We start from the raw sequence: 12,229 nt of genomic DNA, 5'->3' as shown, positions 1-12,229 counted from the left end.
ATCGGCGAGGTCGGTGCGGAGTTACCGAGCGGGGGACCAGCAGTAGTGGATCTTGACCGGATCGTGACAACGGACCGGGCCAGCTCCCGAAGGCTGGCCCGGCCTCTCCGTCGGTGAGCGCAAGGTCAGACCTGGAGACCCCGGATGCTCGTTGCTAGATCCGCCAAGGCCGCCCGGTAGAAGCGGGGGCCGTAGGAGACGCGGGCTACGCCGATGGTGCGGAGGGTGGGCAGGTCGAGGGTGTCGCTGGTGTTGCCGTTGACGGGGCAGGCCAGTTCGGTGACCAGGGTGGTGATCGTGGCCTTGTCGCGGACGGCGATCGGGTAGATGCAGTCGGCGCCGGCGTCCCGGTAGAGGGTGCCGCGGTGGATGGCCTCGTCGAGGCTGGCAGGGGTGGGGGAGAGGAAGGTGTCGACGCGGGCGTTGATGACGATGGGGACGCCTGCGTCGTCGGCGGCGGAGCGGATGGCGGATAACCGGTCGGCCTGGGCGTGGGGGTCGCGGAGGGCGCCGGTGGTGTGGTCGGTGTCCTCCAGGTTGCAGCCGACCGCGCCGGTCTCCAGGAGGCGGTCGACCAGCTCGCGCGGGTCCATGCCGTATCCCGCCTCGGCGTCGACGGTCACCGGGACCGGCACCGCGCGGGCGACCCGGGCGGCCGCGGCGAACATCTCCGCCCAAGGCGCGCCCTCGCCGTCGGGGTAGCCCAGCATCGCCGACACCGCCGCGCTGGCCGTCGCCACGACCGGGAAACCGGCTTCCACCACCGTCTTCGCGCTGGCCGCGTCCCACACGTTCGGCAGCACCAGCATCTCCCCGCCGTGCAGCGCGCGGAGGCGGTCGGCCTTGGCCTTCAGATCCATCTCTACCCCTCGGTCATTCGGTTGCCCGGCATGCGGTGGGCATGCCGGTGGACGGCGAGCGCAGCGACCTGGGCAGCCCGAAGGCCGCCAGCAGCGCGTTGTCGAGGAACCGGGTCAGCTCGGCGATCCGCTCTCCGGCCAGCGTCAGCACGATCACGCCGTGCGCGTGCAGGATGGGCGAGCGGGGGTCGCGCAGGTAGCAGCCGAACGCGGGTTGCCCGTTGGCCCGCGTCGGGATCAGCACGAACCGGCTCCCCGCCCGCAGCGCGACGGTGGCCAGGAAGTTCCGGATGGCCTGCGCGCCCTGGTACTCCAAGGGGAGCGGCGGCATGGTCAGCCAGGCGTCGTCGGTCAGCAGGGCGACGACCGCATCGATGTCACCGGCTTGGAAGGCGCGGCTGAACTCGTCCACGGCCCGGCGCTCCTGCGGCGAGCCCGGCGTCGGCGCGCTGCCGCGGTCGACCCCGGCCAGCGCCGCCCGCGCCCGCCGCAGCGCGCTCGTCACGGCGTCCTCTGTGGTGTCGAGCAGATCGGCCACCTCGGCGGCCCGGTAGCCGAGCACGTCCCGCAGCACCAGGACGGCCCGCTGCCGCGGCGACACCTGCTGCACCGCGGCCAGGAACGCCAGCGACACCGACTCCCGCAGCGCGTAGCGGGCCTCCGGGCCGGGCGCGTCGTCGGCGATGCCGTCGAGCAGCGCGTCCGGGTAGGGCTCCAGCCAGCTCGGCTCGGCGCGCCTGCGCGACGGCGCGGGCAGCGGGATCTCCGGCTCGTGGGCCGCCCGCCTGCGGGTTTGCGCCCGCAGCGCGTTGAGGCAGCGGTTGGTCGCTATCCGGTAGAGCCAGGTGTGCAGCGACGCCCGCTCCTGGTACCCGCCGATGCCCTGCCACGCCGCCAGCAGCGTCTCCTGCAGCAGGTCCTCAGCGTCCTGGATCGAGCCGAGCATGCGGTAGCAGTGCACCTGCAGCTCGCGCCGGTGCGGCTCGACCAGCCGCCGGAACGCCTCCCCGTCGCCGCCGCGCGCCGCCGCCAGCAGGTGGCTTCCGCGCATGGTGGCTCCTTCCCCGTGGTCCTTCACAGCTGGATGGACACCGCGCGGGCAGGAAAGTGGTCGCTGCGACGACGAGACGCCGTGCTGCCCGGGAGCAGCACGGCGTCTCGGCGCTCGGGTCAGCCCGCAGGCGGCGGGGTCGCCTTCGCGGCGGCAGCGGTGTCCAGGAGCCAGAGGGTGCGGTCCCGGCCGCGGGCGCCCGCAGCCGGGAGCTGCACCTCGTCAGCGCCCGCGAGGGCCGCGGCCACCGCTTCGGCCTTGTTCTCACCCGTGGTCATCAGCCACACCTCGGCGGCGTTGCGGGCCGCGGTGAGGGTGAGGGACACCCGGGTGGGCGGGGGCTTCGGGCAGTCGCGGACGGCCACCACCGGGCGGTCGGTCTCGTAGACGGCGGGGGAGGTGGGGAAGACCGACAGGGTGTGGCCCTCCTCGCCCACGCCCAGCAGCAGGACGTCGAAGGCGAGGCGGTCGGCCACCAGGTCGGCGTACGCGGCCGCCGCGGCGTCCGGGTCGTCGCCGAACTCCCCGTCGGAGGGGGACATGGGGTGCACGCGCGCCGGGTCGACCGGGATGTGGTCGAGCAGGGCGGCGCGGGCCTGGGTCTCGTTGCGGTCGGGGTGGCCTGCGGGGAGGAACCGCTCGTCACCCCAGTAGAGGTCCACCCGGGACCAGTCGACCGCAGCGCACGCCGCCGAGGCGCGCACCTGCTCCAGCACCGCGATGCCCGTCCGGCCGCCGGTCAGCACCAGCGACGCCGACCCGCGCTCGGCCTGCACGTCCACCAGCCGGGTGATGAGCCGCGCCGCGGTCGCCGCCGCCAGCAGCTCCGGCGTGCGGTGCACGACCACCTGCGTCACGAGGCATCACCGGCGGGCTGCGCCGTGCGGGGCTTGGCCTTCGCCGACCGCTTCGCCCGGGGCGCGGCGTTCTTCGGCGGGGTGGCCGGGTGCTCGGCCTTCTCGGCGGGGCCGGGGCGGGCCGCGGCGACGGCCTTGGCCCGGCGGGCCGAGGGCTTCGGGGCCTCCTCCGGCTTGGGCTCGGCGGGCTTGGCCTTGGGCTTGGGGACCGCGCGGGACCGCTCGATCTTCGACAGCGCCTTGAGCGTGTTCTCGTAGATCTCGTCCGGGTCCAGCCGCCGCAGCTCCTCGGCCAGGCAGTCGCGGATCTCCCGGCGCTGCAGCGCCACCCGGCGGGCGGGCTGGCCCGGCTGGACCAGCGTCCCCACCTTGCCGTCCGGCCGCTCCAGCTCCACCAGGCCCGACCGGCGCTCCAGCACCACCGAGCAGATCCCCTGCCCGCTGGTCGCCTTCACCCGGCGCACCGGCACCTTCAGCCGCGAGGCCAGCCACGCGGCCAGCAGGTCCGTCGACGGCGAGTCGCCCTCGCCGGTCACCGTCGCCGCCGACACCCGCTCGTGCGGGGGCAGGTCGAGCGAGGCGGCCAGCACGGCCCGCCACAGCGTCAGCCGGGTCCACGCCAGGTCGGTGTCGCCGTCGGCGTAGTTCTTCTGCCGCACGGCCAGCGCCTTGATCGGGTTCTTCTCCGCGGCCGAGTCGGTGATCCGCCGGGTCGCCAGCCTGCCGATCGGGTCGTCCACCGGCCGGGCGGGCGCCTCGAACGGCCACCACGCCACGACCGGGGCGTCCGGCAGCAGCAGCGGGATCACGCAGGAGGCGCCCTCGTCGGCCAGCGCGCCGTAGAGCCGCAGCACCACGACCTCGCTGGCCCCCGCGTCGCCGCCGACGCGGATCTGCGCGTCCAGCCGCGCCGCGGCCTTCTTCGTCCCGCGCGCGACCACGATCACCCGGCACGGGTGCTCGCGGCTGGCGTCGTTGGCCGCGTCGATGGCGTCCTCGGTGCGCTCGCCGTCGTCGGTGACGATGACCAGGGTGAGCACCCGGCCCAGGGTGTTCGCCCCGCCCTGCTCGCGCACCTGGACGAGTTTGGTGTTGACCTGCGACGTGGTGGTCGAGGGCAGGTCGATGATCACGGCCGCCTCCAGTGCCTGCCGGTCCGCGCCAGCATCTGATCAGCAGACGGCGGGCCCCAGGTGCCCGCCGGGTAGTCCTCGGGTTTGCCAGCGGTCTGCCAGTACCCCAGCACCGGCTCCAGGATCTCCCAGCTCAGCTCCACCTCTTTGTTCACCGGGAACAGCGAGGGCTCGCCGAGCAGCACGTCCAGGATCAGCCGCTCGTAGGCCTCCGGGGAGCTCTCGGTGAAGGAGTGGCCGTAGCTGAAGTCCATCGACACGTCGCGGACCTCCATCGTGGTGCCGGGCACCTTCGAGCCGAACCGCAGGGTCACGCCCTCGTCCGGCTGCACCCGCACCACCAGCGCGTTCTGGCCCAGCTCCTCGGTCGAGGTCTGGTCGAACGGCAGGTGCGGGGCGCGCTTGAACACCACGGCGATCTCGGTGACCCGCCGCCCGAGCCGCTTGCCCGTGCGCAGGTAGAACGGCACGCCCGCCCAGCGCCGGGTGTTCACCTCCAGGGTGATCGCGGCGAAGGTCTCGGTGGTGGAGTCCTTGGCGAAGCCCTCCTCCTGCAGCAGGCCGGGCACCTTCTGCCCGCCCTGCCAGCCGCCCGCGTACTGCCCGCGCGCGGTCGTCTCGGCGAACGGGCCGGTCGCCCTGGTCGCCTCCAGCACCTTGATCTTCTCGGTGCGCAGCGCCTGCGGGCTGAAGGAGACCGGCTCCTCCATCGCCGTGAGCGCCAGCAGCTGCAGCAGGTGGTTCTGGATGACGTCGCGCGCGGCGCCGATGCCGTCGTAGTAGCCCGCTCGCCCGCCCAAGCCGATGTCCTCGGCCATCGTGATCTGCACGTGGTCGACGTAGTGGGAGTTCCAGATCGGCTCGAACAGCTGGTTGGCGAACCGCAGCGCCAGCAGGTTCTGCACCGTCTCCTTGCCGAGGTAGTGGTCGATGCGGAAGACCGACTCCTCGGGGAAGACGTCGTTGACGATGTCGTTGAGCTGCTTGGCGCTGGCCAGGTCGTGCCCGAACGGCTTCTCGATGACGACCCGCCGCCACTCGTCGGGCGACTTGGGCGCGGCCAGGCCGCTGCGGGCCAGCTGCTTGGTCACCACCGGGAACGCCCCCGGCGGGATGGACAGGTAGAAGGCGTGGTTGCCGCTGGTGCCGCGCGCCTCGTCGAGGTCGGCGACGGTCTTGGCCAGCCGGTCGAAGGCGTCGTCGTCGTCGAAGGTGCCCGCGACGAACCGGAAGCCCTCGGCGAGCCGGTCCCACACCGCCTCCCGGAACGGGGTGCGGGCGTGCTTGCGGACCGCCTCGTAGACGACCTGGCCGAAGTCCTGGTCGGCCCAGTCCCGGCGGGCGAAGCCGACCAGCGAGAAGCCCGGCGGCAGCAGGCCGCGGTTGGCCAGGTCGTAGATGGCGGGCATCAGCTTCTTGCGGGACAGGTCGCCGGTCACGCCGAAGATCACCAGGCCGCACGGCCCGGCGATGCGCGGCAGCCGCTTGTCCCGCTCGTCGCGCAGGGGGTTGGTCCACATCCGCGTCACCTGGCCACCTCGGCCAGCGCGTGCACGAGGTGGGCCAGGCCTGCGGCCCGGTCGGTCAGGTGCAGGCGCAGCACGGGCCTGCCCAGGCCGGAGAGCACCTGCCCGTCGCCGACGGCCTGCGCCAGTTGCAGCACGCCCAGGCTGTAGGGCCGGTCGGGCACGTCGATGTCGGTCTCCGGGTAGCCGGTGAGCTGCAGGAACACCCCGTTCTGGTGGCCGCCCTTGTGGTATTGCCCGGTCGAGTGCAGGAACCGCGGGCCCCAGCCGAAGGTCACCTGGAGCCCGGTCTTGCGGGCCAGCTCCGGGCGCAGCACGGCCGCGGAGGCGTCGGCGATGCGGTCCAGGTACGCCTGCACGGCGACGTAGCCGAACTCCGGGGCCGACCCGGTGAGCACCTGCAGCGCCTCGACCAGCGTGGTCACCCCGTCGGGCGCGCCGTGCACCTCGATGGGGCCGTCGAGGAACGCCTGGCCCGTCCCGGCCTGCTCGGTCGGGTTGTCCAGCAGCGCCCGCGCGGCCTTCTTGGCCGCCTCGACGTCGGGCTGGTCGAACGGGTTGATGCCCAGCAGCCTGCCCGCGATCGCGGTCGCGTACTCCCAGAGCAGGAACATCCCGCCGAGGCTGCCCGTGGTGGACACCGCGCCGCCGGGGCCGATGGCCACCGGGGTGGCGTCGTCGCCCGCGTCGGCGTAGCCGGGGGCGTCCGGGCCCTCGACCACGACCGGCAGCAGGCCGGTGCCGTCCTTGCCGGTGGACTCGGCCACCAGCTGCTCGGCCCAGTCGCCGAAGCCGGTGATCCCCGAGCCGGTGTCGGCCAGCACGACCTTCTCCGCGCCGCGCGCGTGCGCCGCCGACAGCGCGGCGGCCAGCACCAGCGCGGGGTTGTCGGGGCCGTCCTGGCCCAGCGCCTTGGCCGCGGCGGCGGCCTCGTCCAGCAGCGCGGCCACGTCGGCGCCCGCCAGGCCTGCGGGCACCAGGCCGAACGCCGTCAGCGCCGAGTAGCGCCCGCCCACGTTCGGGTCGGCCCGGAAGACCCGCCGGTAGCCCTCGGCCAGCTCCTCCAGCGGCGAGCCCGGGTCGGTGACCACGACGATCCGCGAGGCCGCGTCGATGCCCTCGGCGGCGAACGCGGCGGCGAAGATCCGCCGGTGGCTGTCGGTCTCCACCGTCGAGCCCGACTTCGACGACACCACCACGACCGTGCGGTCCAGGTCGCCCGCCAGCGCGTCGGCGACCTGGCCGGGGTCGGTGGTGTCGAGCACGACCAGCGGGACGCCCGCGGTCGCGGTGATGACCTCCGGGGCCAGCGACGAGCCGCCCATGCCCGCCAGCACGACCCGGTCGACGCCCTCCGCGCGCAGCTCGGCGCGGAGGGCGTCGATCTCGGCGAGCAGCGGCCGGGAGGTCTCGTGCAGCGTGGTCCAGGACAGCCGGATGGCGGCCTCGGCCTCGGCGGCCTCACCCCACAGGGTGTGGTCCTGCGCGGTGAGCCGCGAGGCCACCCGGTCCGCGACGAGTTGGCCGATGAGCGGGGCCGCCTCCTCGGACAGCCGCTCGTCGTTGATCCTTGCTGCGACTTCTCCGGGGTGGTCTGCCATATCGGCCCGTCAGCCCTCTCCTCGTCGGTCTACTTCTCGGCGGCGTCCAACTGGCCCCGCACCGTCTCCAGGAGCTCGGTCCAGGACTTCTCGAACTTGTCCACGCCCTCGTCCTCCAGCGTCCGGTACACGTCGCTGACGTCGATGCCCACGCGCTCCAGCGCCGCGTAGACCTCGCCCGCCTGCTCGGCCGTGCCCGTCACCGCGTCGGCGAAGGCGTCACCGGTGATCCTGCCGTGATCGGCGACCGCGTGCAGGGTCTTTTCCGGCATCGTGTTCACCGTGTCGGCCACGACCAGCTGGTCGACGTAGAGCGTGTCCGGGTAGTCCGGGTTCTTCACGCCCGTCGAGGCCCACAGTGGACGCTGCGGGCGGCCGCCGTCGGCGGCCAGGGCGGCGAACCGCTCGCCCGCGAACACCTCCTGGAACGCCGCGTACGCCAGCCGGGCGTTGGCCAGCGCGGCCTTGCCCTTGAGGGCGGCAGCGTCGTCGGTGCCGATGGCATCCAACCGCTTGTCGACCTCGGTGTCCACTCGGGACACGAAGAACGAGGCCACGGAGTGGATCGAGCGCAGGTCGTGCCCGTTGGCCCTGGCCTGCTCCAGCCCGGCCAGGTAGGCGTCCATGACCAGCCGGTAGCGCTCGACGGAGAAGATCAGCGTCACGTTGACGCTGACCCCCTCGGCGAGCGTGCGGGTGATCGCGGGGATGCCCTCCTCCGTCGCCGGGATCTTGACCAGCAGGTTCGGTCGGTCCACGGCCTTCCACAGGTCCAGCGCCTCGGCCACGGTGGCGTCGCAGTCCTTGGCCAGCCGCGGGTCCACCTCGATGGAGACCCGGCCGTCCACCCCGTCGGTGCGCTGCCAGATGTCGCGGAACTTGTCGCAGGCGTGCCGCACGTCGGCGGTGGTCAGCTCGCGGACGGCCTCCTCCAGGGAGGCCCCGCGCGCGGCCAGCTCGCGCACCTGCTCGTTGTAGGACTCGCCGTCGGCCAGGGCCGTGGCGAAGATCGTCGGGTTGGTGGTGACGCCGACGACGTGCTTGTCCCGGATCAGCTCGTCCAGGTTGCCCGACTGCAGCCGCTCGCGGGACAGGTCGTCCAGCCAGATGGACACCCCGGCCGCGGAGAGCCTGCCGAGCAGATCGGTCTTGTCGCTCACTTGGTGCCTCCGTTCGCGGTGAGGGAGCGGCGAGCCGCGGCCACCACGGCCTCGGTGGTGAACCCGAACTCGCGGAACAGCGTCTGGTAGTCCGCCGACGCCCCGAAGTGCTCGATGGAGACGATCTCGCCGGTGCTGCCCGCGAAGCGGTGCCACGGCTGGGCGATGCCCGCCTCGACCACCACCCGCGCCTTGACCGTCGGCGGGAGCACGGTGTCGCGGTAGGCCTCGTCCTGGGCGTCGAACCACTCGACCGACGGCATCGACACGACCCGGGTCGGCACGCCGTCGGCCTCCAGGACCTTGCGCGCCTCGACCGCGATCTGCAGCTCGGAGCCGGTGCCGATCAGCACGACCTGCGGCACGGTCTCGGAGTCCTCCAGGATGTAGCCGCCGCGGGCCACGCCCTCGAACGCCTTCTCCCGGGTGTGCTCCAGCACCGGCAGGTTCTGCCGGGTCAGGCACAGGCCGACCGGCTGGGTGCTCTGCGAGAGGATCGCCTGCCACGCCGCGGAGGTCTCGTTGGCGTCGCCGGGGCGCAGCACGACCAGGTTCGGGATCGCGCGCAGCGCGGCCAGGTGCTCGATCGGCTGGTGCGTGGGGCCGTCCTCGCCGAGGCCGATCGAGTCGTGGGTCCACACGTAGGTCACCGGCAGGCCCATGACCGCCGCGAGCCGCACCGCGGGGCGCATGTAGTCGCTGAACACCAGGAAGGTGCCGCCGTAGGGGCGGGTCGGGCCGTGCAGCACGATCCCGTTGAGGATCGAGCCCATCGCGTGCTCGCGGACGCCGAAGTGCAGCGTGCGGCCGTAGGGGTTGGCCGACCACTCCTTGGTCGACGCCGAGGCCGGGCCGAAGGAGTCCGCGCCCTTGATCGTGGTGTTGTTGGACTCGGCCAGGTCGGCCGAGCCGCCCCACAGCTCCGGCATCAGCCCGCCGATGGCGTTGAGCACCTGGCCGGACGCCTTGCGCGTGGCCACGCCCTTGGCGTCGGGCTCCCAGGTCGGCAGCGCCTCGGCGAAGCCGTCGGGCAGCTTGTACTCGGTCGCGCGGTCGAGCAGGGCGCGCCGCTCGGGGTTGGCCGCGGCCCACTCGCCGAACTTCTGCTCCCACGCCGCGCGGGCGGCCTTGCCCCGCTCGGCGACCTGGCGGGCGTGCGCGAGCACCTCGGGCTCGACCTGGAAGGTGCGCGCCGGGTCGAAGCCCAGGATCTCCTTGACGGCGGCGACCTCGGCGTCGCCGAGCGCGGCGCCGTGCGCCTTGCCGGTGTTCATCAGGTTGGGCGCGGGGTAGCCGATCACCGTGCGCAGGAGGATGAACGAGGGCCTGCCGGTCTCGGCCTTGGCGGCCTCGATCGCGGCGAGGATGCCGGTGACGTTCTCCCCGCCCTCGACGACCTGCACGTGCCAGCCGTAGGCCTCGTAGCGCTTGGCCACGTCCTCCGACAGCGCGATGGCGACGTCGTCCTCGATGGAGATCTGGTTGTCGTCGTAGATCACCACCAGGTTGCCCAGCTCCTGGCGGCCCGCGATGGACGACGCCTCGGAGGTCACGCCCTCCTCGATGTCGCCGTCGGAGGCGATGACGTAGACGAAGTGGTCGAAGACGCTCTCGCCCGGCTTGGCGTCGGGGTCGAACAGGCCGCGCTCGCGCCGGGCGGCCATCGCCATGCCGACCGCCGAGGCCAGGCCCTGGCCCAGCGGCCCGGTGGTGATCTCCACGCCAGCGGTGTGCCCGTGCTCGGGGTGGCCGGGGGTCTTCGACCCCCAGGTGCGCAGCGCCTTGATGTCCTCCAGCTCCAGGCCGTAGCCGGAGAGGAACAGCTGCAGGTACAGCGTCAGGCTGGAGTGGCCGCAGGAGAGCACGAACCGGTCGCGGCCGATCCACTCCGGATCGCTCGGGTCGTGGCGCATGACCCGCTGGTAGAGGGCGTAGGCCAGGGGGGCGAGGCTCATGGCCGTGCCGGGGTGGCCGTTGCCGACGTTCTGCACGGCGTCCGCGGCGAGCACCCGGATGGTGTCCACCGCCCGCCGGTCGAGGTCGGTCCAGTCGTCGGGCACCGATGCTGCGGTCAGGTTCTCTGGGACGTCACTGCTGGCGGACACGGACTTCGCGCTCCCACTTCCATTGTTGTAGGCGGTTCGTCGCGCCCAGCACACCAGACGGCTGGGTTGCCACGACCCGCAGGTCATCCCTGGTCCGGAGCCAGCCTAGTCGGCGGCTGTGATCTGCGACCGAACTCGGTCGGCCCGAGCCACCCGATACGGGCATCGAGGGCCCGCGCGGCTACCATTCCGTACGGTGCCGCGTTACCCGCGCGGCGCTGGACGCAAACCCCGCGCGACCCCAGTGACCTGCGTCTCAGGGCGTCTGCGCCGTCAAGCCTGAGGAGCGAGATGCCGTCGGTGACCCCAGTGCCTGCCGACGCGCCGACCGCACCCTCCCGCGGTGACATCCTGCGGGCGTACGTCTCGCTGACCAAGCCGCGCATCATCGAGCTGCTGCTCGTCACGACCGTCCCGGCCATGCTGCTGGCCGCGCGCGGCATCCCGTCGCCGTGGCTGGTGCTGACCACCCTCGTCGGCGGCACGATGGCCGCGGGCAGCGCCAACGCGCTCAACTGCGTGGTCGACGCCGACATCGACGCGGTCATGAAGCGGACCAAGGCCCGCCCGCTGGCCCGCCACGTCGTGCCCGCCCGCAACGCCCTGGTCTTCGGCGTGGTGCTGGGCGTGCTGTCGTTCGCCTGGCTGTGGGCCACGACGAACCTGCTGGCCGCGGCGATGGCCGTCGGGGCGATCCTGTTCTACGTCCTCGTCTACACCATGGTGCTCAAGCGCCGCACGGCCCAGAACATCGTCTGGGGCGGCGCGGCGGGCTGCATGCCGGTCGTCATCGGCTGGGCCGCGGTGACCGGCGACGTCGGCTGGCCCGCCCTGGTGATGTTCGGCGTGATCTTCTTCTGGACCCCGCCGCACTTCTGGGCGCTGGCCATGAAGTTCCGCGACGACTACGCCAAGGCGGGCGTGCCGATGCTGCCGGTGGTCGCCACCCCGGTGCAGGTCGCCAAGCAGATCGTCGTCTACTCCTGGGTCATGGTCGCCTGGACCCTGCTGCTGGTGCCCGCCACCGGCTGGGTCTACCTGGCCTTCGCGCTCCTGGCTGGCGCGTGGTTCCTGGTCTACGCCCACCGCCTGCACACCGCCGTCAAGCGCGACGAGCCCGCCAACCCGATGAAGCTGTTCCACCTGTCGAACAGCTACCTGACCCTGGTGTTCCTCGCCCTGGCCGTCGACTCCGCCCTCGGCCTGCCGGTCATGGGGTGGCCGTTCTAGCTCGCCGCGGGTGACCCCACCTCGGCCAGCAGGCGCTCGACCGCCGGGTCGTCCAGCGAGTCGCGGATGCAGCGCCACAGGTGCAGGTTGGCCGCCGCCCACTCCGAGTACTGGGCCGCCGCGGCGGGGGAGTAGAAGTAGAAGCCGCCGTCGTGGGCGCCGGACTGCTCGTCGACGATCTTGTGGGCCAGCTCGCGCAGCGTGACCCCGTTCTCGGCCAGGTAGCGGTGGGCCAGCACGACCGGCGTGATCGGCAGGGCCTTGAACAGCGTGTCCGCGTCGGAGAGCGCCTGCGCCTCGCGGCTGATGCCGCGGTGGCGGGTGCGCATCTCGGCCTCGTCGACGATGGCGTCGATCCACTCCGCGGTAGCCCTGCGGACCCCGGCCCTGGCCAGCAGGCGCAGGCGCAGGCCCGAGCCCGCCGCCGCGGCGGAGTTGCGCCGGACCAGGTAGTTGACGTCGTGCACCAGGGCCGCGGCGGCCACGACCGGCACGTCGGCCCCGTTGGCCTCGGCGAACCCGACCGCCTTGTCGCGGACGAAGCCGACGTGGTGCCAGCCGTGGAACGGCAGGCGGCGGGCGTGGCGCTCGCAGAGCGCGCGGACCCGGCGCTCCAGGTCGTCGATGGTCGCGCGGTCGATCGTGGGCGCGAAGGCTGGCGCTGACAATGGACCCCTCCCGTTCGCTCGGGTGGGGTGATGGTAAA

10 protein-coding genes are annotated in these 12,229 nt (G+C 73.0%); 1 reads left to right on the top strand and 9 read right to left on the bottom strand.

Annotated features, from left to right (window positions below):
- Positions 1-125 precede the first annotated feature (125 nt).
- The 8 genes from ACWEPX_RS11200 to tkt form a co-directional block, all read right to left on the bottom strand.
- Positions 126-860 carry an isocitrate lyase/PEP mutase family protein gene (locus ACWEPX_RS11200; RefSeq protein WP_451896982.1) on the bottom strand — a complete coding sequence of 245 codons (735 nt, stop codon included), beginning with the start codon at positions 858-860 and terminating at the stop codon, positions 126-128.
- A 13-nt stretch (positions 861-873) separates the two neighbouring features.
- Positions 874-1,911 (bottom strand): sigma-70 family RNA polymerase sigma factor, encoded by a 1,038-nt coding sequence (locus ACWEPX_RS11195; protein WP_451896981.1) that lies wholly within the window; start codon positions 1,909-1,911, stop codon positions 874-876.
- Between the two features lie 119 nt (positions 1,912-2,030).
- Positions 2,031-2,768 carry a 6-phosphogluconolactonase gene (pgl, locus tag ACWEPX_RS11190; protein ID WP_451896980.1) on the bottom strand — a complete coding sequence of 246 codons (738 nt, stop codon included), beginning with the start codon at positions 2,766-2,768 and terminating at the stop codon, positions 2,031-2,033.
- Positions 2,765-3,901, bottom strand: coding sequence for a glucose-6-phosphate dehydrogenase assembly protein OpcA (gene opcA / locus ACWEPX_RS11185; RefSeq protein ID WP_451896979.1), 1,137 nt, complete (start codon positions 3,899-3,901; stop codon positions 2,765-2,767). The genes pgl and opcA overlap by 4 nt, the downstream gene beginning before the upstream one ends.
- Positions 3,898-5,430: a glucose-6-phosphate dehydrogenase gene (zwf, locus tag ACWEPX_RS11180; RefSeq protein WP_451896978.1), complete on the bottom strand. Its 1,533-nt coding sequence runs from the start codon at positions 5,428-5,430 to the stop codon at positions 3,898-3,900. The genes opcA and zwf overlap by 4 nt, the downstream gene beginning before the upstream one ends.
- Positions 5,427-7,028, bottom strand: a complete 1,602-nt coding sequence (locus ACWEPX_RS11175) for a glucose-6-phosphate isomerase (protein ID WP_451896977.1) — start codon at positions 7,026-7,028, stop codon at positions 5,427-5,429. Before ACWEPX_RS11175 ends, zwf begins: the two co-directional genes overlap by 4 nt.
- 29 nt (positions 7,029-7,057) lie before the next feature.
- A complete protein-coding gene (gene tal / locus ACWEPX_RS11170; protein ID WP_451896976.1) occupies positions 7,058-8,188 on the bottom strand; it encodes a transaldolase in 1,131 nt (376 codons plus the stop codon).
- The gene (gene tkt / locus ACWEPX_RS11165) at positions 8,185-10,293 is read right to left on the bottom strand and encodes a transketolase (protein ID WP_451896975.1); all 2,109 of its coding nucleotides are present in this window, start codon (positions 10,291-10,293) and stop codon (positions 8,185-8,187) included. Before tkt ends, tal begins: the two co-directional genes overlap by 4 nt.
- Before the next feature lie 291 nt (positions 10,294-10,584).
- On the opposite strand from tkt, the gene ACWEPX_RS11160 reads away from it, so the two are divergent.
- Positions 10,585-11,523, top strand: a complete 939-nt coding sequence (locus ACWEPX_RS11160; RefSeq protein ID WP_451896974.1) for a heme o synthase — start codon at positions 10,585-10,587, stop codon at positions 11,521-11,523.
- On the opposite strand, the gene ACWEPX_RS11155 is transcribed toward ACWEPX_RS11160, so the two are convergent.
- The gene (locus ACWEPX_RS11155; RefSeq protein ID WP_451896973.1) at positions 11,520-12,191 is read right to left on the bottom strand and encodes an HD family phosphohydrolase; all 672 of its coding nucleotides are present in this window, start codon (positions 12,189-12,191) and stop codon (positions 11,520-11,522) included. The genes ACWEPX_RS11160 and ACWEPX_RS11155 overlap by 4 nt on opposite strands.
- Positions 12,192-12,229 lie beyond the last annotated feature (38 nt).

The organism is Actinokineospora sp. NPDC004072, from assembly GCF_053604195.1.
Note: the sequence above shows the minus strand (reverse complement) of the source record. Positions and strands in the feature narration are given on the sequence as shown.

Coding starts and splice junctions, on each gene's coding strand:
- ACWEPX_RS11200 (WP_451896982.1), bottom strand. CDS start 860: ATGGATCTGAAGGCCAAGGCCGACCGCCTCCGCGCGCTGCACGGCGGG.
- ACWEPX_RS11195 (WP_451896981.1), bottom strand. CDS start 1,911: ATGCGCGGAAGCCACCTGCTGGCGGCGGCGCGCGGCGGCGACGGGGAG.
- ACWEPX_RS11175 (WP_451896977.1), bottom strand. CDS start 7,028: ATGGCAGACCACCCCGGAGAAGTCGCAGCAAGGATCAACGACGAGCGG.
- ACWEPX_RS11160 (WP_451896974.1), top strand. CDS start 10,585: ATGCCGTCGGTGACCCCAGTGCCTGCCGACGCGCCGACCGCACCCTCC.